The following is a 21,037-nucleotide window of genomic DNA, read 5'->3' as shown; positions in this document are numbered from 1 at the left end:
CTGGTATGACAGGTACGCTAATAGCATTAATTAGTATTCTAGTAGGAATAATAGCTGCTAATGGTTTTGGGTATACAGTTAAAAAATATTCCTTTGGTATAATGGGTAATACCATAGTTGGCGTTTTTGGAAGTGTATTTTTAATTAAATCTTTTGGAAGATTAGGCTTTGACCCTTGGTCTATTATGAATAACGAAGATTTTGTAGGTTTACGACTAGTTATAAATATAGTAGTTTCTGCTTTAGGCGGAGTTGTAGGTCTAATTTTAGCAAAATTGCTTTACAATAAGATTAATTAGTTTCCCTTTAATCGGTCCCATAAATCGCTAAGTAATTTTTTTCCGTTCTTCGAGTTTTTTGGAACTTCAGTAAACATAACTTCGTTAGCATCATTTACAGTAACCTTATACTTAAAAACAAAGTTTTGTGAGTTTGGTTCTAAGCTTAAAAGTCCAAATCGTAAATCATTAAAATATAAATTTTTGTCGTTCTTTTGGATAATGTACCAGCCCTCAGAGATAGCAATCATTCGTTGTACACTCTTATCTTTAATTAAGTTTTCTAAAAGATGATGGTTTTTGGGGTAGGTTTCAAAACGTACTGGTTGGGAATCAAAAAAAGAATAGTTTCCTAATAAATAATTGTCCTTAGTTTCTACATTTGCACTCCACAAAATAGTATTTAAAGCAGATGGCCTTGTGTCTAATTGTATATACGCTATATTTTGTCTTTCTAAGGCATCTTTAAATTTATTAAAAGCAATCCATTTTAATAAAAGTGTAAGTAGCAAATAACCAGAACTTACCAATAATCCCATCTTATTATAGTAACTGCGTTTTTTTGTAGTACGTTTTTGCCGCATGGCTAGTAATAAAAACACTAAAAAAGGTAATGTATACAGAGGGTCAATAACAAATATGTTTTTAAAGGCTAATCGTACATCTAAAGGCCAAAATAGTTGCGTTCCCCAGGTAGTATGTGCATCTAATATTGGATGCGTTATAAAAGCCCAAAAGAATAACCAAGACCATGCTTTAATATCTTTATATTTTTCATATCTAGTTACTAGCCAACCAAATATTGGCGCAAAAACAATAGAAAATAAAATAGAGTGCGTAAATCCGCGATGAATTTCTAACGCTGAAACAGTATCTGTAAAGTAAGAAGCAAATACATCTAAATCTGGAATAGTACCAGCAATGGCACCATAAAGCATTGCCTTATTTCCATTTTTTTTTCCTAAAACAACTTCGCCAACTGCTGCTCCTAATACAATTTGTGTGAGTGAATCCATAGTATGTATTCAAAAGTAAGTTATAGCAACATACTTTACCAGTATAAATCTGTAATTTAGTAATAGAAATTTAAATGCCTTATGATCATACATCACCTTGCTTTAGAAAACTCAATTTTAAGCAAATTTATAACAGAAATAAGAGATAGTACAATTCAGAAAGATACCATGCGTTTTCGGAAAAATATAGAGCGTATTGGGGAGGTTTTAAGTTATGAGTTAAGTAAAACTTTACATTTTAAAGCTACAGAAGTGCAAACCCCTTTAGGTATAAAAAAAACATCAAAATGTATAGATAATATTGTTCTTTGTTCCATTATGCGTGCAGGATTACCTTTGCACCAAGGAATATTAAATTATTTTGATGATGCAGAAAATGCATTTATATCTGCATATAGGCATCACCCAGATGGGAAAGATGACTTTGATGTAATTGTAAAATATTTAGCAGCTCCTTCTATAGAAAAAAAGACTTTGATTTTAGCAGACCCAATGTTGGCAACAGGTAAAACATTAGAGAATGTTTTAAGGGCATTAGAATCTCATGGCACACCAGAACAAATACATATTGTTGCGGTAATAGGCTCAGAAGAAGGTGTAAAGTTTATTGAAAATGTATTTCCTGAAAACACACATCTTTGGATTGCTGATATAGATTCTGAGCTTAATTCCAAAGGTTATATTATTCCTGGTTTAGGAGACTCTGGAGATTTGTCTTATGGAGAAAAAATGTAAGGAGAAATAATTTAATAAACTATATAAACCCTTTTTCTTTGGCAGTTTCTATAAGCTCCCTGTCTGATGCTTCTTTGTTTCCAAAATACGCCTTTATTTTCTTTTTACGTCTTTCTATACTAGCAATAGAAAGGTGTACAAAATCTGGTAAGTTCTTCATTTTTTCACCCACCGATAAAAAGTATAAAATTTTAATATCATAAACATCTAGAGTAGGGTTCTCTGAGTTTTGAACATTCTTTAGTTTTGTTATTTTACTAGAAAAGTAGTTTCTATCATTTAGAACAGCATCAATAGCATCTAGTAATATTTCTGGAGTTGTTTCTGTTTTAATAATATACCCATCTGGCTCTAAATTATTAAGAATACTGTATATTCTTTGGGTATCTCCTATAGAGCTTAAAACAATGATTTTTGAGTTCGTTGTTTTTCTAATTTTAATTCCTAAATCTTCCCCATTTATTAAAGCATAATCATTATTAACAGGTAAGCGTATATCTAAGAAGACTATATGAAAAAAATCTTGCTCATTTTGTTCAATTAAATTTATAGCTTCTACGCTATTTTGCGCTTTGTAAAATTCAAATACATAATTATCACTAAATTCATTTAATGACAGTTCATAACCTTTTAGGATTATTGGATGGTCATCGACCATTAAAATTTTTATTATAAGTTTCAAAATTTCAAAAATCTAGTTTATGCCAGATATATTTTTTAATACATAAGTTTCTGTAACAATTGTAAAATTATTACAGGAGTACCACAGTACTTTTTTTTATGTAATTAATGGTTAGTGTTAATAATTGCGCAATATAAAAATTACTTTATAAGATGATTTTACTTTACGTAAGTAAGTTCTCACTTATTGCCTAAAAACACTGTTTTTTAGTAAAATAGAAGGAAAAACCATCACATTATAATGTGTTTATGCGCTATTCTTGTTACCAAAGGAGTATTAATATTTATGAATAAGGTATTGCCTCAAGAATATTTAAAAAATAAAAAAACTAACGCTTATTGTATGAAATTTGTTATTATAAGAAGAGTTTGTAGAAAATTAAATTAATGCTTTAGGATTAGGATAATTATCGGATTGATCTTCTACGGTTTCATCCATGCAAACAAAATCTTTTTCTACAAGTATAGATAAAGAATTTTTAGCATCAATTTTTAGAGTGTGTTTATGGCCAATTATACTATTGGTAGGCCATTCTAAACAATCTTTTTTTGGTATATAGATGGTAATTGTGTTCTCTACATAAGAAGCTTCCATTGTATTTATAGCTTCTTTAGCAGTAATTGTATAGATTAGTGTATTATCTGGAAACACAATTTTTTCTGAAAATACACCAGTTTTTGCTAAACCGTCTACTTCTGTTTTTGTAAGTCTAAGACGTACAGAATTTCCTCTTATTCTAATTTTCATGAGTATCTTTTTTACTTACTAAACCTTTAGTAAATTCATTTAATGTTTCTACTTTTTCTTCAAAATCTCCTTTAATAGTTTTTCTAAATTCATTAAGATTTTTTACCAAATCGTCAATATTATCTGGAATAACATCTTCAAAGAATTGTCGTAATCTTTTTGCTGTGGTAGGCGATTTTCCGTTTGTGGAAATTGCAACTTTTACATTCCCTTTAGTAACAATACCACCCATATAGAAGTCGCAAAAAGGGGGATTGTCGGCAACATTAACAAGAATACTCCTTTCTCTACAATCATGGTATACTTGCTCATTAACAGCAACATTGTCTGTTGTAGCTATAGCAATGTGCTTTCCTTTTAAATATTTCTCATGATAAGCATCTTTAATAATAGTTACATGGTGCTTTCTTGCTAAGGCAAGTGTTTTATCTAAAAAATCTAGAGAAACCATTTCTACTTTTGCATTAGGACTTGATTTTAATAAAAAAGTAAGTTTTTCTAACCCAACATTACCCCCGCCAACAACCAAAATATTAAGTTGCGATACTTTTAAAAATATTGGATATAACTCGTTACGCTCCATTGTTATCTTCTTTATTTGTTTTGTAGTTTATAGTTACCCTAGTGCCTTCCCCTGGAATAGAGTTTATAAACAATCTGCCATTAATATAACTTATTCTTTCTTTCATAAAAAATAACCCCATGCCGCCATCACTATTATTTTTAGGAGGTTCTTTTAAAATAACAGGGTTAAACCCTTTACCATCATCATCTATGACTACACTTAAAATATGATCGGTGTAATTTATGGTTAGTAAAATATAATTAGATTCTGCGTATTTTATGGCATTATTTATAGCTTCTTGCGTAACTCTATAAATATTGGTTTCCGCTAGAGAATCAAATCTAAAATTAACTTCAGTTTTATTATCAAAAAGAATGTTCTTTCCAGTTAATCTAGAAAGTTCTGTAGTCATTTTTTGTAATGCAGGTAATATACCATGATCACTTAATTCTGGAGGGGTTAAATTAAAAGTGGCAGTACGTACTCCTTTTATTAAGTCAGAAGTTAATTCTTTTAAATAGATGATTTTTTCTTCTGCTTTTTCTTGGTTTTCTAAGTCAATAGATTCTATATTAAACCGTAAAGCTGTTAACATTTGGCCAATGCCATCATGAATATCTTTGGCAATACGTTTTCGTTCCTCTTCCTGCCCTTCTACTATTTGGCTTGCTTTTCTCTTTTTCTGAAGTATTCTTTCTTCATAATTTTCTTTTGTAAGTTTTTCAACTTGCATTAAGTGTTTTTTTCTTTCTGTAATATCAGAACATAAAATTAAAACACTTTGTTGTCTGCTAGATTGGTACATAGGTATTATAGAAATGTCTAACCAAATGTTTTTACTTGCAGTGGTAATTTTTATTTCTTCGTTCCTTATGCTATTTTTTTTATTACTTTTTAAAATTTCTTTTAAATACTTTTGTTGCCCTTGATCTGTAGTTAAGAGTTCTTGCAGTGGTTTTTTTAAATCTTCATGAGAGCAACCAAGTAGGGTAATAAATTTTTTACTAATAAAAACAATACTACCGTCTTCTCTAGCACTTGCAAATAAGGCAGCATTATCAATTACAAAATTTAATTCTTGTAGCTCCTGTAAAGACTTCTCTTTCTCATCATATAGTTTTTGTATTTGAGAAGCATTTTTATCAGAGACTAATTTGTGTTTCATTAACTTAGAAATACTATTTCTAATTTGGATGGAAAGAGGTCTAAAAATAAAAACCATTTCTAGAAATAGAATCAATAAAGAAAAAGCTAAAAGTAGGTATTCTTTATTTTTTAATTTTTGAAGTTCCTTTCTACTTTGTTTGTCATACGTATTAACAATAGTGTCCATTATATTAAGAAAAATCCTTTCTTTTTTTAGTAAGATAGATGTGTTTTCTTGGTATTCTTTTGTGGTAAGGTAGTTTGGGGTGTTAGAAGCCTTAAGAATTTTAGTAATGGCACTTACCATTGCATTATGGTGCGGATTTAAATCTTTAAATAGTTTTTTAATTGGAGTGTAGTTTTCAACAACAATATCCATTTCTTTGTCGCCAAATTGTAATGCTTTATGAGAAGCAATCCATTTAGATAAGGTAGTTTTTATTTCTCTAGTAATTAGGTCTTTTTCATTTTCATTTTTCACCTCTTTTAAAAGTAATATTTCCTTTACTAGTTTTTGACTAAAAGCCCGCTGTCTACCTGCAATATTTATTATTCTAGAATCGTCTAGTTGGGTGTTAATATTTGTTTGTATTAATATTTGCGCTATAATAACTGTAAGTGCTATTGCAGATAAAGCAAGCAAATACCATTTGCGAATCCTATTAAAGGTTTCAGTATCTAATGGTTGTTGCAATTTATCTTCGCTCATATTAGAATAAAATTATTCCCAATAAGGGTGATTTTTTAGGCTAGTGCTTTTGTTACTAATGCTAAAGAAGCATCTGATAAAGGTAGTTTTAAAGCTGCTTGGTGTCCTTTATCAGACATTTTGCGCCATGTTTTTTGTAAAATATCTATTAGTTTGTCCTCTTCATATTTTTTAGCAAAAGGTTCAAAATAAAACTCTAAAAAGACTAAACAAATTACATCTTCGAGTATTTGCGTTTCTTCGTTTTTTTTAAGTTGTTTCTTTTCTAGAAGGAAAGCAACTTTATCTATGGTTTCTTGATCATAGCCTACTTCTTTTAATATTTCAGAAGATTTTTTAGCATGATATTTTTTTAAATCTTGTCTCCATTTAAGATAACCAGCTCTATTCATTTCGTAGCTATCTCTTGCTATTTCCCATCTGCAAATATGTTGGCAACGTGCAGTAAGTTGTAATGCTTCTGATGCATTTGGTGCAAACACATTTAATTTGTTTGTCATCCTTATAGCATATAATACTTCTTTTGCGTAAGTTTTTCCTTGGTATTCTTCTTTATTTGGGTCTTTTTCATTTGCAGCATCAAATAAAGAATATGCTTTTTGTGATTTTTCTGTAGTTGCCATATATAACTAGGATTAGTAAATCCAAAGCTATTCAGAAAAACCTACATACACAAAGTCATTTTCAATTTTTACAGGATATGTTGCAATTGCTTCTAAATCGCCATTTAGATTCTCGCCATTTTCTAATGAAAATATCTTTTTGTGTAAAGGGCAAGCAACCATAGGAATACCCTTGTGGTCCCCAATCATTCCTCTACTTAAAACCATTTCTTGTTTTTCTGGAGATAGGTTTTGGCAAGCATACCATGTATTTAGTCTTTTAAAATTAAATACGGCAATTTGCAAATCTTTATATTTTACACATGCGCCTCCATCTTTTGGAAACGCAGTAACTGGTGCTGCTTTAAACCAAATAGTTACATTTTCTGGTTTTACTGTGGTATATTTATCTGAAAGTATATTCATTGCTTAAAAATTTAGAAATTGGTTGTTTTAAAACTTAATTAGACCCATTTTTCTGGCATTTTTTGTTCTCTTAATGGCACAAAAACTAAGTTATCATCTTCTTCGTCGCTATTTACAAAGTGGTTAAAACGTTTCATCATTTCAGGGTCATTAATAGCTTGTGTCCATTCGCATTCAAACTTATTCACTAGCGTTTGCATTTCATTTTCTAAATCTTCTGCAATTCCTAATTTATCTTCAATAATTACTTCTTTTAAATAATCAAGACCACCTTCTAAACGTTCTTGCCATGCCGCAGTTCTTTGTAATGGTTTTGCAGTACGCATGTATAACATTAGGTAACGGTCTATATATTTAATTACCGTTTTGTTATCTATTTGCTCTGCAAATAACTCGGCATGTCTTGGTGTAGCGCCACCATTACCACCAAGATATAAGTTCCAGCCACCTTCTACAGCAATTAAACCAAAATCTTTGCCACGGGCTTCGGCACATTCACGAATACAACCAGAAACGCCACCTTTAATTTTGTGAGGTGCACGTATTCCTCGGTATCTATTTTCTAATTCAATACCAAAACTTACACTTTCATCCATACCGTAACGACACCATGTAGAACCTACACAAGTTTTTACAGTACGTAAAGATTTTCCGTAAGCATGGCCACTTTCAAAACCATGACCTATTAAATCTTTCCAGATTAAAGGTAACTGGTTTAGAGTAGCACCAAATAAATCGATGCGAACACCACCAGTTACTTTTGTATATAAGTCGTATTTCTTAGCAATTTCTCCTAGTGCAATTAACTTATCTGGTGTAATTTCTCCACCAGGAACACGAGGAACAACAGAATACGTTCCGTTACGCTGAATGTTAGCTAAGAACCTATCATTAGAATCTTGTATAGCGTATTCTTTATTAGCAGTATCAGCATTTATACTAGCCATTAAAGATGCTACAACGGGTTTACATAACTCACAACCATGGCCACCATTTCCGTGATTGTCTAGAACTTCATCAAAAGTTTTATATCCTTTTACTTGTATAATTTTATATAAATCTTGTCTGTTTAAATCAAAGTGTTCACAAACGGTATCTTTTACTTCTATGCCTAAAGATTTTAGAGTAGCTTCCGTAAGGTCTTTTACCATTGGTTTGCAACCGCCGCAACCAGTACCTGCTTTGGTGCAACTAACTACATCTGCTAAATCTTTAGATTCCCCACTTTCAATAGTTCCGCAAATTTGCCCTTTTGTAACATTTTCACAAGAACATATTTGCGCTTCATCTGGTAAGTCCATAACATCGCCAAAAGAACCACCACCTTCAGTAGCGGGTAAAATTAACTGTGCAGGGTCTTCAGGAATGGCCATTCCGTTTAAATAAATTTGGTGTAACATGCTATAATCTGTAGCATCGCCAACTAGAATACCACCTAATAATTTTTTACCATCAAGACTTACGTTTATTCTTTTGTATAAATGTTGGGTTTTATTTTCAAATATTATAGAATGTCCTTTTGCCGCAGGCATAAAAGGTTCCCCAAAACTAGCAACATCTACTCCAATAAGTTTAAGTTTGGTAGACATGTCTATTTCTTCTGCCATTACACTCTTGCTTTCTCCTAATATTTGGTCTGCAGCAACCCCTGCCATATCATAACCTGGAGCAACTAAACCATATATCATTTGGTTGTAAAGAGCAATTTCTCCTATAGCATAAATATTAGGGTCCGAGGTTTGCATTTTGTTATCTACAACGATACCACCACGAACACCCATTTCTAAATCACATGTTTTAGCTAGCTCGTCTCTTGGACGAATACCTGCAGATATAATTAGCATTTCTACATCTAATACATCATCTTCTCCAAATTCCATTCCTGTAATAGCTTTATCTCCTAAAATTTGGTTAGTAGCTTTACTTAAATGTATGTTTAGTCCTATAGATTCTAACTTAAGTTGTAATACCTGACTACTTCTAGAATCTAGTTGCCTTGGCATTAGTTTAGGTGCAAATTCTACAATATGTGGCTCTAGTCCCATATCCATTACTGCTTTTCCAGCCTCTAAACCTAATAATCCGCCACCAAGTACAGCTGCTTTTGCATTAGGATTAGTTTGTTTTAGTTTAGCGGCATAAGCAAGCATACCTTCTAAATCTTCAATAGTTCTGTACACAAAAACCCCTTCTTTTTCTACGCCTTTAATAGGAGGTACAAAGGCAGAAGAACCAGTTGCTAATACTAAATAATCGTAAGATAACTCACGGTCTTTTGCTGTGGTAATTTTTTTAGAGGCCTTGTGAATATCTGTAACGCGTTCGCCAACAATTAAATCTATATTATTTTCCGCATACCATTCGGCAGGAGCCATTTCTAATGCTTTTGCATCTTGATTTTCAAAAAACTCACTTAAATGTACACGGTCATAAGCAGGTCTTGGTTCTTCACCAAAAACTATTACCTTAAATTTTTCACTTCCTTCTTTAGCTACAAATTTTTCACAAAATTTATAACCCACCATCCCATTTCCAACTACTATTATAGTTTTCATACGTACTTGTTTAGATATTACATTACAAAAATACGTATAATTACGTATTTTTTATATAATTTTATCAAAATAAACACGTAGTTTTGTTGCAGAATTCACAATTGTTAGTCCTAAAAAATTAGAAATTATGATTAAAAGCAAAAAACCAAGAATATCTTTAGTAGGAGCTGGTCCTGGTAGTAGCGACCTAATAACGCGTAGAGGTTTTAAGCTTTTACAGTCTGCAGATGTAATTTTATATGATGCTTTAATTAGTAAAGAACTCTTATGTGAGATTGATGAAAATATTCCAAAAATATACGTAGGTAAAAGATGTAATAAGCATTCTTATACACAAGATTCTATAAATAAGTTGTTAGTAGAAAAAGCATTTGAATGTGGTCATGTAGTACGTTTAAAAGGTGGGGATCCTTTTGTTTTTGGTAGAGCTAGTGAAGAAATAGAATATGCAGAAAATTTTGGTATTCCAGTAACTGTAGTTCCTGGGGTAACTAGTGCAATTGCTGTTCCGCAAAGCCAAGGTATTCCGGTTACTAAAAGGGGAGTTAGTAGTAGTTTTTGGGTAATGACTGCAACAAAAAAAGACAATAGCTTTTCTGAAGATTTAAAGTTAGCTGCGCAATCCTCTGCAACTATGGTTATTTTAATGGGGGTTCGTAAATTTGATGCTATAGCTAAGAATGTGTCTAAGTATAGAGGAGAAGCTACTCCTGTGGCACTTATACAAAATGGAACTTTGAAAAATGAAACCTGTGTTGTGGGAACTTTAGGAGAGGCTATGAGTTTGTATCGTAAAGTAGATGTTACACAGCCAGGTATTATTATAATTGGTAATGTTGTATCAGAACATCCTGCATTTTTTGAAGAAGAGTTACAACGAGTCCTGCATGATTACATGTAATTTCTATGTTTTTTAATAGTTTTATTTATGATTTTCTGTTTTTACGCACCTACTTTTTTTCATTTTCATAAAATTTCTCACTTTTTTAGAATTCAATTTTATTTTTAAGTATTAATACGTAGTTTTGATTTACAATTTAAGTATATAAATACGTATCATGGAAAATAAAAAAGCAACAAAGCTACAGTTACTTAATTTTAAAAGTATTTCTACAAGAACATTTTGGATAACCTCTATAGCATTCTTCTTGTGCTTCTTTTCATGGTTTGGTATAGTGCCTTTTATGCCAGATGTAGTTAAGGATTTAGGGTTAACACCAGAACAAAAATGGAACTCTATTATTCTTGCCGTTTCAGGGACTGTATTTGCAAGATTAGCAATTGGTAAATTATGTGATAAATATGGACCGCGTTTATGTTACACCTGGATGTTAATGATTGGAGCTTTGCCAGTTATATTAATAGGGTTTGTGCAAACGCCAGAACAATTTTTAATATGTAGGTTATTTATAGGTTTTATTGGGGCTTCTTTTGTAATTACCCAAGTGCATACCTCTATAATGTTTGCATCAAATATTGTTGGTACAGCAAACGCAACTTCTGCAGGATGGGGTAACCTTGGAGGTGGAGCCAATAGATTAGGAATGCCAATTATTGCGGCTGCGGTAGTGAGTTTGGGAATTGCCGAAGCGGAAAATGCTTGGAGGTATTCTATGATTATTGCTGGTGTTACTTGTTTTATAATGGGTATTGTATATTTCTTTTTTACACAAGATACGCCAGAAGGCAACTATAAAGAATTAAAAGAAAGAGGAGAGTTACCTACAAGTAAAAAAGACGAAATAGGTTTTTTAGAAGTTTTAAAAGATTATAGAGTTTGGATACTTTTTTTAATATACGCTGCTTGTTTTGGAATGGAACTTACCGTTTATGGTACTATGGACGATTATTTGCAAAATAGATTTGGATTAAGTAGGAGTTTTGCAGGAAATTTAGTGCTGTCTTTTGCTTTAATGAACATTTTTGCAAGAACCTTAGGAGGGTATTTTGGAGACATGTTTGGAAGACTCAAAGGTTTAAGAGGTCGTGTAATTTTCTTGGCTGTAATTCTTGCTATAGAGGGTATTGTTCTTACCACTTTTTCTACTACAACTAGTATAGTAGTGGGTATGGGATTTTTAATAGCCTTTAGTTTAAGTGTACAAATGGCAGAAGGTGCAACATTTTCTGTAGTTCCTTTTATAAATAAAAAAGCAATAGGCTCTATTTCTGGAATTGTAGGAGCTGGAGGTAACGTAGGTGCCTTTGTTGCAGCTATGCTTTTAAAATCTAAATCGGCAGTAGCAGAAAGTGCTGCAATAGCTTCCAATTCTGAGCTTGGAGAACAGGCAGTTAAATCTGCACAAATGGCGGCATCAGCATCAGCGGTTTCTAGCGGTTATTTTATCATTGGAGGTTTTGTTGTTCTTGCAGGAATATTAGCATTGACTATTAAGTTTGCTCCTGTAGCAGAAGAGAGTCCAGAATTGGTTTTAAAGGCAGATAAATAATGGTTTAGTAGCCGAGCATTAGTAATTTAAAACAGTAGATATGCAATCAAACACAGATAACATACAAAAAATGAGAAGAAAGTCCATGTCTGGTATTTCTTGTGATACGTGTGAAAATGTAAAGTGTTTGATGAAAAAAAACATTACATCTAAAATAGTTTTAGACTTTTCTTATGAAAAAACAGACATAAACTGTAAAAAAGGACAGCAGTTTATTATGGAAGGAGCACCTGTAAATGGATTGTTTTTTATATTAAAAGGAAAAGTAAAAGTTTTTAGAACAGGTATTAATGGTAGAGAGCAAATAGTACGTTTTGCAAAAGAAGGAGAAATAATTGGTCACAGAGGTTTTGGAACTGAGGAATATTATTCCATATCTGCAATAGCCTTAGAAAATACTACATTATGTTATTTTTCTAAAAATTTGTTGCAATATGCTTTAAAAGAAGATGCAAGTTTTACCTATGATTTAATGCTTTTTTATGCAAACGAACTCAATAAGAGTGAGGCTAAAGTAAAATCAATATCTCAAATGACAGTTAGGGAAAGAGTAATAGATACACTTCTCTATGTTAATAGAAAATTTGGGCAACTTAATGGTTATATAAACCTTCAATTAAGTAGAAAAGAATATGCAGATTATGCTGGCACAACAGAAGAGCAAGTAATACGTATTTTATCAGTTTTAAAGAAAGAAAACTTAGTAATAGCAAAAGGAAAGCGTATAGGTATTCCAGATGTAAAACTTCTCAAAAGAGAAATATCGGAACACAATTTCTATTTAGATACATAGTAAGTGTTTGTAATAGTTAGTTGTTTATTTTTTTCAAACCTTTCTGAAAAGGCTGCATTTATGCAGCCTTTTTTATGGTTTAAAATCATATTTAATAAGGGTGAAAAACATTGTTGCTTTATGAAATAATAAATATTTACTTCTGTCTTTAATCATACAATATTTAAGTTTTGGTCTTTACATTTGTCTAAGTAAAAATACGTAAAATACGTAATCTTTATTTTTAGAATAACCATTAAACTAAAACAATCTATTATGGAAGAAAAAACAATTTCTCTTGTTCAAGAATCATTCGAAAAGGTAAAACCAATTGCCTCTACAGCAGCAGAGATATTTTATACTAAGTTATTTGAGCTGGATCCAGCATTAAAGCCTTTATTTCCATCGGATCAAGAAAAAATGGCAGTACAAGGAAATAAGTTAATGACTATGTTAGGTAGTGCCGTTGCAGGATTAAGTAATCTAGATATGTTGGTTCCTGTTTTAGAAAATCTTGGAAAAAAACACGTGGAATACAAAGTAGAGCCCTCTCATTATAATACTGTAGGCGCAGCTTTGTTAGATACACTTTCTGTGGGGTTAGGAGATGATTTTACTCCAGAAGTTAAAGAAGCATGGGCATCGGTTTATGGAACTATGTCTGACGTAATGATAAAAGCATCTTATTAATAAGCCTAAAATTTACTCGTATGAAAAATATAGAAAAAAATCCAGTTTTAGTAATCGCTATTTTATTAACTAGTCTTATTCTTCTTAATTCATGTGGAGGGGTTCCTGAAGAAAAAGTAAAAGATGGGGAGATGGCTAATAATGCTTTTTCTGTGGAAGAAGTTCTGGAAATGGTTGCAGAAGAGAATGATGTTACAAGAACCCTGTACACTAAAGCTATTGTTGGAAAAGGAAAATTACAAGGTATGAAGTTTGATGAGGATTGGAGAAAAGATGATGTTGAAGCTGGACCTTTACCAGCTCTTTTTTTAAGAGGTGTAGCAACAAGTATAAGAAAAAGCCCAGTGCCATTAGGACTATATTTGGGTTCTGATTTTCCTGTAAATGCAGCAAATAAGTTTGAAGGGAAACAAGCAGAGCTTTTTAAAAAAATAAAAGTTGACCAAAAACCACAATTTTTTTATGAAGAGGATACAAAATTACATACCGCTATGTTTGCAGATTTGGCTAGTGCAGGAGCATGTGTTACATGTCATAATAAACATCCGCAAACGACAAAGGATGACTGGAAACTAGGAGACGTAATGGGGGCTACAACATGGCAATATCCTAAAGATTCTTTAACCTATAAAGAAACAGTAGATGTGTTAAACTCTTATGCAATGGGTACTGTAGATATATATGTAGAATACTTAAATGAAATAGCTGCATTTAAAGAAAGTGAAAAACCAATTATTGGAGATAAATGGCCAGTAGAAGGGAATTACTTGCCAACATCTGAAGTGTTTTTAGATAGTGTTAAGAAATTAACTTCTTACAAAACAATGAAAAAATTAGTAGCTGTAAGGGAGTAAACTAAATAGCAATTTTTTAACCTCTATTAGATTTTATATTAGTGAAAAGTAATAACAACTCTACTGTTTTAGGATTGGTATTGTTATCCGCCTTTTTTGTATTCTATTTTGGAAATATAGAATGGGTGTGGTTACAAGAACTGCAACAACAAGAAAACTATAAAAGATGGTCTGGTTTAGGAGTGGCATTGTTTATCATTTTTCAGTGGCTGTTAACCTTTTCACGTATAATTAAAAGGTTTAGACAAAGTGCCATGAAAATGGCAACAATTCATAAGTGGCTAGGAGCAATGAGTCCTCTTCTTTTTTATATTCATAGTGTAAAATTAGGATATGGCTATATAGCTCTTATGTCTTATTTGTTTTTTGCTAATGCTCTTTTGGGGTATATAAATTTAGATGTTATAAAAAGTAAAGGAGAAATTTTATTTAAAGGTTGGATGATTTTTCATGTGGCATTTTCAATAATCATCTCCATTTTAATGTGTTTCCATATAGTAATGGTGTTTTATTATAAATAAGTCTATAAATGAAGTTATTAGTAAAAGAAATAATACAGGAGACAAAAGATGCTGTAACCATCTGTTTTAAAAATGGAAATTTTTTTAAAAGGCTAGCCTATAAACCAGGGCAGTTTATGTCTATTAATGTTCCTATAGATAATACAGTGCATAAAAGAGCCTACTCCTTTAGTAGTAATCCTTATACCGATTCAGATTTAAGAATAACAATAAAGAGGGTAGATCAGGGGTTGGTATCTAATTATATTCATGATAATTTTAAAGTAGGAGATAAGTATGAAGTAGATAAACCTACAGGAAGTTTTTGTTTAGCCCCAAAAAAAGAGACTACAAAACAATATGTTTTTTTTGCTGGTGGTAGTGGTATAACCCCAATATTTTCTATTGTAAAATCTGTTCTAGAAAAAGAACCAAATTCTAAAATTCTCTTGGTGTATGCTAATCAAAATTACGAAGGGATTATTTTTAATAAAGAGATTGAAAACTTAACTAAGAAGTATGCTTCCTCATTCAGAGTAGAACATATACTTTCTAAAAGTGATAATGCTCCATTAAATTATTATTCAGGTTTGCTTACAGAGGAAGTTTTGATAGCAATTATGGAAAAGCACAATTTAAAATTCAATTCAAATGAATATATGATTTGTGGTCCCTTTGGATATATGGAGTGTGTTAAAGAAATTTTAAATACTAAGAACGTTTCTCCTTCTAATATTAAGGTCGAAGTTTTTGCAAGTCCAAAAATAGCAGTTGTCGGAGAAAATCAAGAATGCGATGTAGAGATTAATTATGATAATGAATCCTATAAAATTAAAGTTCCTAAAAACAAATCTATTTTACAAATGGCAATGGTAAATAATATTGCTTTACCATATTCTTGTAGGTCTGGTATGTGTTCTACTTGTAAAGCATCTTGCTCTAAAGGAGATGTGGTAATGACAGAGGGGCATTTTATGCCGCCAGAAGAAGTAGAAGATGGTAAAATATTAACCTGTATAAGCTATCCTGCTAGTGAAAATGTTGTAATTAATTTTTAAAAGGTATGTTTAAAATAAGTCCATTAAGAAAAAGACAATTTACTGGAGGTATTGTAGGGGTGCTAATAGGAATATGTGTTGTTTTGTTTTTAACCTTAAAGTCTTCTGAGGAATATATCTCACTTGGTCCAATGAATGAAGGGCATGATGATTTATCTTGTGTTACTTGCCATGCCGATGCTAAAGGAAATTTATCCCAACAAATCCAATCTAATATACAATTTGCAATTGGTATGAGAGAACATAATGTAGATTTTGGAACCCAAGATGTTACGGTTGAAAATTGTTTGCAATGCCATGATAGACCAAATGACAGGCACCCTAATCATCGTTTTTCGGAACCAAGATTTAAAGAAATTATAAAAGTAATAGACGCTACAACTTGTATTACTTGCCACTCAGAACATAATGGAGAGAGGGTTACTGTTGCAGCTGTTAATTATTGTATGAACTGTCATCAAGATTTAAAAGTAGAAGAGGATCCTATAGATGTTGCTCATGAAACACTTATTGCAGAAGAACAATGGAATACATGTATACAGTGTCATGATTTTCATGGAAATCATAGATATGAAGTTCCAACAAAATTACAAGATACCATTCCTATGCAAACAATTAATGCTTATTTAAAAGGAGGGAAAGATCCTTATGGAACGGATAAAAAATATATTGGTTTGTCTGAGCCAGAATGGATTAAATTAAATTTAAATAAGAAATAAAATAAGAGTACATATATTATAAAAAAAAGCCAACTAAATACGTATTTAGTTGGCTTTTTTTATTCTAAGTAGTAGTTACGTAGCCTTTTTTATTAGATTATACGTATTGATTATTTTTTGTAAAGTGCTGTAAAACATAGTGTTATTGTGTAAATGTGTTTTTTGATAGTTTTTAAACTGTTAGTTTCATGGTATAACTATGGTGTAAAAGACGGATTTAAGATGGGTAATGCCATAGAATACTTTTAGTGTTACGTATATATTTGTCTTGAATAAGTATTAATACGTAGAACATTTAAAATTATAAATATGAAAACTATCTTTAAAAAAACCGCTTTTTTGTTACTTTTTGTCCTAGCGGCATCCTGTGGTGATAAAACAAAAAAGGCAGCTACGGAAACAGCAACTGAAGCTGCAGCTACAACATTAGAAATTGAAAAACCACAATTAACTTTTGGCTTTATAAAATTAACAGATATGGCGCCTTTAGCCATTGCAAAAGAAAAAGGCTTTTTTGAAGAAGAAGGATTGTTTGTTTCTGTAGAAGCGCAATCTAACTGGAAAAATATTTTAGATCGTGTTATTGATGGTCAGTTAGATGGTTCTCATATGTTAGCAGGACAGCCAATTGCTGCAGGAGCAGGTTTTGGTAGACAAGCAGAATTGGTTACTCCTTTTTCTATGGATTTAAATGGAAATGGAATTACGGTATCTAATGATGTTTGGTCTAAAATGAAGCCAAATGTCCCTAAAGGAGCAGATGGTAAACCAGTACACCCAATTAAAGCAGATGCTTTAAAACCAGTAATTACAGAGTATAAAAATTCTGGTAAAGCTTTTAAAATGGGAATGGTATTTCCAGTATCTACACATAACTATGAAATTCGTTATTGGTTAGCAGCAGCGGGTATTCACCCAGGAATGTACACAAAAGATAATGTGCAAGGGCAGATTGATGCTGAGGTATTATTATCAGTAACTCCTCCGCCACAAATGCCAGCTACTCTTGAAGCAGGTACAATATATGGATACTGTGTAGGAGAACCATGGAACCAACAAGCAGTATTTAAAGGTATTGGTGTGCCAGTTACAACAAACTATGATATCTGGAAAAATAACCCAGAAAAAGTATTTGTAATGACAAAGAAATTTGTTGAGGAAAATCCTAATACGGCAGTAGCAGTTACTAAAGCACTTATTAGAGCTGGTAAATGGTTAGATGAGCCAAGTAATAGAGCTGAAGCTGTAAAAATATTATCTATGTCGCAATACGTAGGTGCAGATGAAGCGGTTTTAGCAAACTCTATGACAGGTACTTTTGAGTTCGAAAAAGGAGACAAGCGTGCAATGCCAGACTTTAATGTATTCTACAAGTATAATGCAACTTACCCATTCTATTCTGATGGTACTTGGTTCTTAACACAAATGAGAAGATGGGGGCAAATTCCAGATGCTAAGCCAGTAGAGTGGTACTCAAATACTATCAAAGATATTTATAGACCAGATATCTGGGAAAAAGCAGCGAAAATATTAGTAACAGAAGGGCATATTCCTGCAACAGATATTCCAGATACAGACGGGTATAAGCCAGCTACAACAGATTTTATAGACGGTACTAAATATGATGCAAAAGATCCAATAGGGTACATCAATAGTTTTTCAATAGGAAACAAAGACTAAACACTAACTATTTAAACTAATAATTATGAAGCAAAGTATTACTTTAAATAAAATAACGCAACTAATGGGTTTTGGTTTTTTAAAACCCATTACAGCGCTATTTACTGGAAAACCGCAAAAAGAAGATATTGTAAACTTTTTAAAGAAAATTATTGTACCATTATTGTCTATTCTTTTATTTTTAGGAGTTTGGCAAGGAGGATCTAAAGCTCTTTTTAATAAGGAAGCAAACTTTAAGATAGAAAAAGCCCTAGCAGATCAAGGACAAGCAGCTGCAGATGAAATTAGAGCTTGTATTGCTTCTGGAGAAATTAGTTGCCAGCCAAATACATTGCCTTCTCCATCTCAGGTTTGGACTTCTTTTAAAACTTTATTAGAAGATCATAAAGTTATTAGCGCAGATAAACTTGCTTTTAAAGAAAAGACTGCAGTAATGAATGAAAAAAGAATTGCTGCAGGAAAAGAACCCATTACATATACAGGAAGACCTTCTTTTGTAGATCAAATATTTACAAGTTTAAAAACGGTATTTGCTGGGTTCTTATTAGCATTAGTTATTGCAGTTCCTATTGGGGTTGTAATAGGGTTAAGTACAACATTAAGAAGTTCTTTTAATTGGTTAATTCAAATATTTAAACCAGTATCACCAGTAGTATGGTTGCTTTTAGTTTTCATGATTGTTAAAACATTAACTAAAGATTCAAATTCAGATAGTGCATTTATCATTTCTTTTATAAGTGTTGGTTTGTGTTCTATGTGGGCAACATTAGTGAATACGGCAATGGGGGTTTCATCCGTGGATAAAGATTATATAAATGTAGCAAAGGTTTTAAAATTGGGGCCAATGCAAAAAGTGTTTAAAGTTATATTACCTTCCTCATTGCCGTTAATTTTCACAGGATTACGTATTACGCTATCAGTTGCTTGGATGGTACTTATTGCTATTGAACTTTTAGCACAAAGTCCTGGATTAGGATCCTTTGTTTGGGAAGAATTTCAGAATGGAGCAATAGATTCTAATTCTAAAATAATTGTAGCAATGTTTATTATTGGAATTATTGGATTCTTGTTAGACCGTATTATGCTAACCATACAAAATATGGTTTCATTTAATAAAAATGAAGGAGTATAACCACTAAAAATTACGACTATGGCATATTTAGAACTAAAAAATGTTTGTAAAACATATGAAGACGCTTCAGGAGGGACAAAGGTTCTTTCTAATATTAATTTAACTATTGAAGAAGGAGAATTTGTTGCTATAGTAGGTTTTACAGGAAGTGGAAAAACAACACTTGTAAACTTAATAAACGGATTAATTAAACCTACTAGCGGAGAAGTTTTATTTAAAGGAGAGCCTGTTACAGATACTAGTCATGAACGTGGCGTTATTTTTCAAAACTACTCTTTGCTACCATGGCTTACGGTTGGTCAAAATGTTTATATGGCAGTAAAAGAAGCTTTTCCAAAAGAAAGTAAAGAAAAATTACAGGCTATCGTAAAAGACTATGTTGCTATGGTTAGTTTATCTCCTGCAATTAATAAAAGGCCAAAAGAACTTTCTGGAGGTATGCGTCAAAGAGTTGCTGTTGCAAGAGCTTTGGCAATGAACCCAGAAATGATAATTATGGACGAACCTTTAGGAGCTTTAGATGCGTTAACTAGAGGAAATTTACAAGATGAAATTTTAAATATTTGGTCTAAAGATAAACGTACTGCTTTGTTAATTACGAATGATGTAGATGAGGGTATTTATATGGCAGACCGTATAATTCCTCTAAAGCCAGGGCCAAATGCAACTTTGGGACCAGAGTTTATTATAGATATTGAAAGGCCAAGAGATAAAACTTCATTAAATGATAATGAAACTTACAAGAAGAATAGAAACGCTATCATAGAATACTTAATGGATATAGGAAATGAACGTAAATCTGTTTCTAATGAAACCTATGAGCTTCCAGAAATAAGTCCAAAAAGTTTTGTTGCATAAAAATATATAAGATGAAAACAGCGACAATAAATACAGACACTAATATATTATCGGAAAACGGAATTCAGTTTCCTTCTAAAGTAATGTTAGATCTACATAACTTAAAAAAAGTGTACCCAACTCCAAAAGGAGATTATGTAGTGTTAGAAGATTTAAACCTTCAGATTATGAAGGAAGAATTTGTGACAATAATTGGGCATTCTGGATGCGGAAAAACAACCATGTTATCTATGATTGCTGGTTTAAACCCTATTTCTGGTGGAAACATAGCAGTATTAGGAAATCCTGTAAAAGGGCCAGGTCCAGACCGCGGTGTAATTTTTCAAGCCCCAAGTCTTATGCCTTGGATGACCGCGTTAGAGAATGTGTTACTAGGAGTAAACCAAGTTTTTCCTCATGCATCTAAAAAGGAGCGTAAAGATATTGCTAAGTATTATTTACATAAAGTTGGTTTAGATGGTTCTTTTGATAAAAAAGCAATAGCACTTTCGCAAGGTATGCAACAACGTGTAGGTATAGCTAGAGCTTTTGCAATAAAACCTAAAGTACTTCTTTTAGATGAGCCCTTTGGAATGTTAGATTCTTTAACCAGAGGAGAATTACAAGACATATTAATTGAAATTTGGAATAAAGAAAAGATAACAGCAGTAATGATTACACATGATGTGGATGAAGCAATTTTTCTTGCGGATCGTGTGGTTATGATGACGAGTGGCCCTAGAGCAAAAATTGGAGATATTTTAAACATAGATTTTGAAAGACCAAGAACTAGAAAGTCTGTCTTAGAGCATGACGATTATTACAAATACAGAAAACATTTAATTGAATTTTTAGAGCATTAAAATATAGTATTAAAAAGAAGA

At 31.9% G+C, this 21,037-nt stretch carries 22 protein-coding genes; 14 read left to right on the top strand and 8 right to left on the bottom strand.

Annotated elements, in window-relative coordinates; genetic code table 11:
- Window positions 1-5 precede the first annotated feature (5 nt).
- Window positions 6-299, top strand: coding sequence for a hypothetical protein (locus Q0820_RS01610; protein WP_298484472.1), 294 nt, complete (start codon window positions 6-8; stop codon window positions 297-299).
- Here Q0820_RS01610 and Q0820_RS01605 read toward each other — a convergent pair.
- Window positions 296-1,294, bottom strand: coding sequence for a metal-dependent hydrolase (locus Q0820_RS01605; RefSeq protein ID WP_298484470.1), 999 nt, complete (start codon window positions 1,292-1,294; stop codon window positions 296-298). The two genes, Q0820_RS01610 and Q0820_RS01605, sit on opposite strands and share 4 nt — an antisense overlap.
- A gap of 81 nt (window positions 1,295-1,375) precedes the next feature.
- Between Q0820_RS01605 and upp the strand changes: the two genes are divergently transcribed.
- On the top strand, window positions 1,376-2,029 hold the full coding sequence (gene upp, locus Q0820_RS01600; protein WP_298484468.1) for a uracil phosphoribosyltransferase: 654 nt from the start codon (window positions 1,376-1,378) through the stop codon (window positions 2,027-2,029).
- A gap of 19 nt (window positions 2,030-2,048) precedes the next feature.
- Here upp and Q0820_RS01595 read toward each other — a convergent pair whose 3' ends face one another.
- The 7 genes from Q0820_RS01595 to nirB form a co-directional block, all read right to left on the bottom strand.
- On the bottom strand, window positions 2,049-2,711 hold the full coding sequence (locus Q0820_RS01595; RefSeq protein ID WP_298484466.1) for a response regulator: 663 nt from the start codon (window positions 2,709-2,711) through the stop codon (window positions 2,049-2,051).
- Window positions 2,712-3,089: 378 nt separating this feature from the next.
- Complete coding sequence (locus Q0820_RS01590; protein WP_298484464.1) at window positions 3,090-3,458, bottom strand: hypothetical protein; 369 nt, start codon at window positions 3,456-3,458, stop codon at window positions 3,090-3,092.
- On the bottom strand, window positions 3,448-4,041 hold the full coding sequence (locus Q0820_RS01585) for a bifunctional precorrin-2 dehydrogenase/sirohydrochlorin ferrochelatase (protein WP_298484462.1): 594 nt from the start codon (window positions 4,039-4,041) through the stop codon (window positions 3,448-3,450). The genes Q0820_RS01590 and Q0820_RS01585 overlap by 11 nt, the downstream gene beginning before the upstream one ends.
- Complete coding sequence (locus tag Q0820_RS01580) at window positions 4,031-5,878, bottom strand: ATP-binding protein (RefSeq protein WP_298484460.1); 1,848 nt, start codon at window positions 5,876-5,878, stop codon at window positions 4,031-4,033. The genes Q0820_RS01585 and Q0820_RS01580 overlap by 11 nt, the downstream gene beginning before the upstream one ends.
- Window positions 5,879-5,913: 35 nt before the next feature.
- On the bottom strand, window positions 5,914-6,501 hold the full coding sequence (locus tag Q0820_RS01575; protein ID WP_298484458.1) for a DUF4202 domain-containing protein: 588 nt from the start codon (window positions 6,499-6,501) through the stop codon (window positions 5,914-5,916).
- 27 nt (window positions 6,502-6,528) lie between these two features.
- On the bottom strand, window positions 6,529-6,906 hold the full coding sequence (gene nirD, locus Q0820_RS01570) for a nitrite reductase small subunit NirD (protein WP_298484457.1): 378 nt from the start codon (window positions 6,904-6,906) through the stop codon (window positions 6,529-6,531).
- Window positions 6,907-6,944: 38 nt separating this feature from the next.
- A complete protein-coding gene (nirB, locus tag Q0820_RS01565; protein WP_298484456.1) occupies window positions 6,945-9,461 on the bottom strand; it encodes a nitrite reductase large subunit NirB in 2,517 nt (838 codons plus the stop codon).
- 127 nt (window positions 9,462-9,588) lie between these two features.
- Here nirB and cobA point away from each other — a divergent pair, with 127 nt between their 5' ends.
- The 12 genes from cobA (at window position 9,589) to Q0820_RS01505 (ending at window position 21,016) form a co-directional block, all read left to right on the top strand.
- Window positions 9,589-10,362 carry a uroporphyrinogen-III C-methyltransferase gene (cobA, locus tag Q0820_RS01560; RefSeq protein WP_298484455.1) on the top strand — a complete coding sequence of 258 codons (774 nt, stop codon included), beginning with the start codon at window positions 9,589-9,591 and terminating at the stop codon, window positions 10,360-10,362.
- Window positions 10,363-10,519: 157 nt separating this feature from the next.
- Entirely contained in the window at window positions 10,520-11,911 is a 1,392-nt protein-coding gene (locus tag Q0820_RS01555; protein ID WP_298484453.1) for an MFS transporter, read from the top strand.
- Window positions 11,912-11,951: 40 nt separating this feature from the next.
- Window positions 11,952-12,704, top strand: coding sequence for a Crp/Fnr family transcriptional regulator (locus Q0820_RS01550; RefSeq protein ID WP_298484451.1), 753 nt, complete (start codon window positions 11,952-11,954; stop codon window positions 12,702-12,704).
- A 255-nt stretch (window positions 12,705-12,959) separates the two neighbouring features.
- On the top strand, window positions 12,960-13,373 hold the full coding sequence (locus Q0820_RS01545) for a globin family protein (protein WP_298484449.1): 414 nt from the start codon (window positions 12,960-12,962) through the stop codon (window positions 13,371-13,373).
- A 20-nt stretch (window positions 13,374-13,393) separates the two neighbouring features.
- Complete coding sequence (locus tag Q0820_RS01540) at window positions 13,394-14,227, top strand: DUF3365 domain-containing protein (protein ID WP_298484447.1); 834 nt, start codon at window positions 13,394-13,396, stop codon at window positions 14,225-14,227.
- 41 nt (window positions 14,228-14,268) lie between these two features.
- Window positions 14,269-14,748: a hypothetical protein gene (locus Q0820_RS01535; protein WP_298484445.1), complete on the top strand. Its 480-nt coding sequence runs from the start codon at window positions 14,269-14,271 to the stop codon at window positions 14,746-14,748.
- Window positions 14,749-14,756: 8 nt separating this feature from the next.
- The gene (locus Q0820_RS01530; RefSeq protein ID WP_298484443.1) at window positions 14,757-15,785 is read left to right on the top strand and encodes a ferredoxin--NADP reductase; all 1,029 of its coding nucleotides are present in this window, start codon (window positions 14,757-14,759) and stop codon (window positions 15,783-15,785) included.
- A gap of 5 nt (window positions 15,786-15,790) precedes the next feature.
- Window positions 15,791-16,504 (top strand): cytochrome c3 family protein, encoded by a 714-nt coding sequence (locus Q0820_RS01525; protein ID WP_298484441.1) that lies wholly within the window; start codon window positions 15,791-15,793, stop codon window positions 16,502-16,504.
- A 309-nt stretch (window positions 16,505-16,813) separates the two neighbouring features.
- Window positions 16,814-18,184, top strand: coding sequence for a CmpA/NrtA family ABC transporter substrate-binding protein (locus Q0820_RS01520; protein ID WP_298484439.1), 1,371 nt, complete (start codon window positions 16,814-16,816; stop codon window positions 18,182-18,184).
- 25 nt (window positions 18,185-18,209) lie between these two features.
- Window positions 18,210-19,316: an ABC transporter permease gene (locus tag Q0820_RS01515; RefSeq protein WP_298484438.1), complete on the top strand. Its 1,107-nt coding sequence runs from the start codon at window positions 18,210-18,212 to the stop codon at window positions 19,314-19,316.
- A gap of 18 nt (window positions 19,317-19,334) precedes the next feature.
- Window positions 19,335-20,174: an ABC transporter ATP-binding protein gene (locus tag Q0820_RS01510; protein WP_298484437.1), complete on the top strand. Its 840-nt coding sequence runs from the start codon at window positions 19,335-19,337 to the stop codon at window positions 20,172-20,174.
- A gap of 11 nt (window positions 20,175-20,185) precedes the next feature.
- Window positions 20,186-21,016 (top strand): ABC transporter ATP-binding protein, encoded by an 831-nt coding sequence (locus Q0820_RS01505; protein WP_298484436.1) that lies wholly within the window; start codon window positions 20,186-20,188, stop codon window positions 21,014-21,016.
- The last annotated feature ends 21 nt before the right edge of the window (window positions 21,017-21,037 follow it).

Origin of the sequence: uncultured Maribacter sp., from assembly GCF_947495965.1 — a bacterium.
In the GTDB taxonomy this organism is placed as follows: domain Bacteria; phylum Bacteroidota; class Bacteroidia; order Flavobacteriales; family Flavobacteriaceae; genus Maribacter_B.
This window is presented reverse-complemented; position numbering and strand designations above follow the sequence as displayed.

What these genes read in the sequence shown, in the direction of transcription:
- Q0820_RS01610 (WP_298484472.1), top strand. Translation starts at nt 6, where the DNA reads ATGACAGGTACGCTAATAGCATTAATTAGTATTCTAGTAGGAATAATA.
- Q0820_RS01605 (WP_298484470.1), bottom strand. Translation starts at nt 1,294, where the DNA reads ATGGATTCACTCACACAAATTGTATTAGGAGCAGCAGTTGGCGAAGTT.
- upp (WP_298484468.1), top strand. Translation starts at nt 1,376, where the DNA reads ATGATCATACATCACCTTGCTTTAGAAAACTCAATTTTAAGCAAATTT.
- Q0820_RS01590 (WP_298484464.1), bottom strand. Translation starts at nt 3,458, where the DNA reads ATGAAAATTAGAATAAGAGGAAATTCTGTACGTCTTAGACTTACAAAA.
- Q0820_RS01585 (WP_298484462.1), bottom strand. Translation starts at nt 4,041, where the DNA reads ATGGAGCGTAACGAGTTATATCCAATATTTTTAAAAGTATCGCAACTT.
- Q0820_RS01580 (WP_298484460.1), bottom strand. Translation starts at nt 5,878, where the DNA reads ATGAGCGAAGATAAATTGCAACAACCATTAGATACTGAAACCTTTAAT.
- Q0820_RS01575 (WP_298484458.1), bottom strand. Translation starts at nt 6,501, where the DNA reads ATGGCAACTACAGAAAAATCACAAAAAGCATATTCTTTATTTGATGCT.
- nirD (WP_298484457.1), bottom strand. Translation starts at nt 6,906, where the DNA reads ATGAATATACTTTCAGATAAATATACCACAGTAAAACCAGAAAATGTA.
- nirB (WP_298484456.1), bottom strand. Translation starts at nt 9,461, where the DNA reads ATGAAAACTATAATAGTAGTTGGAAATGGGATGGTGGGTTATAAATTT.
- cobA (WP_298484455.1), top strand. Translation starts at nt 9,589, where the DNA reads ATGATTAAAAGCAAAAAACCAAGAATATCTTTAGTAGGAGCTGGTCCT.
- Q0820_RS01555 (WP_298484453.1), top strand. Translation starts at nt 10,520, where the DNA reads ATGGAAAATAAAAAAGCAACAAAGCTACAGTTACTTAATTTTAAAAGT.
- Q0820_RS01550 (WP_298484451.1), top strand. Translation starts at nt 11,952, where the DNA reads ATGCAATCAAACACAGATAACATACAAAAAATGAGAAGAAAGTCCATG.
- Q0820_RS01545 (WP_298484449.1), top strand. Translation starts at nt 12,960, where the DNA reads ATGGAAGAAAAAACAATTTCTCTTGTTCAAGAATCATTCGAAAAGGTA.
- Q0820_RS01540 (WP_298484447.1), top strand. Translation starts at nt 13,394, where the DNA reads ATGAAAAATATAGAAAAAAATCCAGTTTTAGTAATCGCTATTTTATTA.
- Q0820_RS01530 (WP_298484443.1), top strand. Translation starts at nt 14,757, where the DNA reads ATGAAGTTATTAGTAAAAGAAATAATACAGGAGACAAAAGATGCTGTA.
- Q0820_RS01525 (WP_298484441.1), top strand. Translation starts at nt 15,791, where the DNA reads ATGTTTAAAATAAGTCCATTAAGAAAAAGACAATTTACTGGAGGTATT.
- Q0820_RS01520 (WP_298484439.1), top strand. Translation starts at nt 16,814, where the DNA reads ATGAAAACTATCTTTAAAAAAACCGCTTTTTTGTTACTTTTTGTCCTA.
- Q0820_RS01515 (WP_298484438.1), top strand. Translation starts at nt 18,210, where the DNA reads ATGAAGCAAAGTATTACTTTAAATAAAATAACGCAACTAATGGGTTTT.
- Q0820_RS01510 (WP_298484437.1), top strand. Translation starts at nt 19,335, where the DNA reads ATGGCATATTTAGAACTAAAAAATGTTTGTAAAACATATGAAGACGCT.
- Q0820_RS01505 (WP_298484436.1), top strand. Translation starts at nt 20,186, where the DNA reads ATGAAAACAGCGACAATAAATACAGACACTAATATATTATCGGAAAAC.